Source organism: Vallitalea okinawensis, from assembly GCF_002964605.1.
GTDB classification, from domain to species: Bacteria; Bacillota; Clostridia; order Lachnospirales; family PQDH01; genus Vallitalea_A; species Vallitalea_A okinawensis.
The window spans coordinates 1-1,212 of sequence record NZ_PQDH01000053.1 but is presented as its reverse complement, the minus strand read 5'-3'; the positions used below and the strand labels follow the sequence as shown (position 1 = coordinate 1,212).

Here is a 1,212-nt window from a genome sequence, read left to right as displayed (position 1 = left end):
TGTTTTGCGAATCCACTTTTTTAAGACTAAAATAACTTGTAGAATATGTATAGGAAACTCTCACTTTTGTGTAATGAAAGAGAGGATTTACTACTCAAATGTCGATATACTATTAAACGAAAGGAGGATGTGTAGTGGATTGGACGATACGAATGAACCGTGCACTTGACTATATTGAAAGTAATTTAGACGAAGAAATTGATTTCAACTATGCAGCAAAACTGGCATTTTGCTCTCTGAGTAGTTTAACAAACATGTTTAAGATTATTACAGGAATACCTTTAAATGAATATATTCGCCGTCGGCGTCTATCTCTGGCTGCATTAGAGCTTCAAAGTACCAATGAAAAAATTATTGATATCTCTTTGAAATATGGATATTCATCACCAACGGCGTTTAACAGAGCGTTCCAAAAGCAACATAAGGTATCACCCCAATATGCAAGAAGCAGAGGGATTTCTATAACTACCTATCCTCGCATTGCCTTTCAAATAAAAGTAAAAGGAGATGTGGAGATGAAGTGTAAGATTGAAACAAAACCAGCTTTTTCTGTTGTAGGAATCAAAAAGAAATTTCGCAATGATATGGAGGGGGATCACCATATTCCAAATTTTTGGCGTGAAACACCACAAGAGACCTATGATAAAATCCTTAGTTTAGCAGATAGCGAACCAAAAGGTTTGTTAGGGTTGTGTGCCAATTTTGATGGACATGAATTTGACTATTTCATTGCAGCATCTACTACAAACGACCCTTTGCAAGACTTAGAAAAACTTGAAATTCCAGCCGCTACATGGGTGATTTTTGAGCAAGAAGGGACTATTCCAGCTCTTATCAATAGATTTTGGAATGAATGGTTACCTTCATCTGGCTATAGGAGAGCGAAGGTAGAATTCCCAGATATTGAAGTATATAAAAAGGAAATTTGGGATAAAGACAACTTCAACTCAACATATGAACTTTGGTTTCCTGTTGAAAAGGAGTAAATAGCCTAATAGACGTTTATAAAAGTATGTTGTTTTACAACTATTATATTTAAGAATAATAAAGTTAGCCCATATGGACTAGCTTTATTATGCGTTACAAATCATTAAGATCTAGCAGACTTAATTATTTAGCTGTGGTTATGACTGTCGGAAATATGATAAGATAAAATTAGTGGTTCTAGGTATTACCAGCACTAATATTTATGCCTTGATAGTCCATTAATAT

The 1,212-nt window shown here is 34.5% G+C and carries 1 protein-coding gene; it reads left to right on the top strand.

Going from position 1 to position 1,212, the window contains the following annotated elements; all coding sequences use genetic code 11:
* The first annotated feature begins 134 nt into the window (after positions 1 to 134).
* The gene (locus tag C1Y58_RS26245; protein WP_105620112.1) at positions 135 to 986 is read left to right on the top strand and encodes an AraC family transcriptional regulator; all 852 of its coding nucleotides are present in this window, start codon (positions 135 to 137) and stop codon (positions 984 to 986) included.
* The last annotated feature ends 226 nt before the right edge of the window (positions 987 to 1,212 follow it).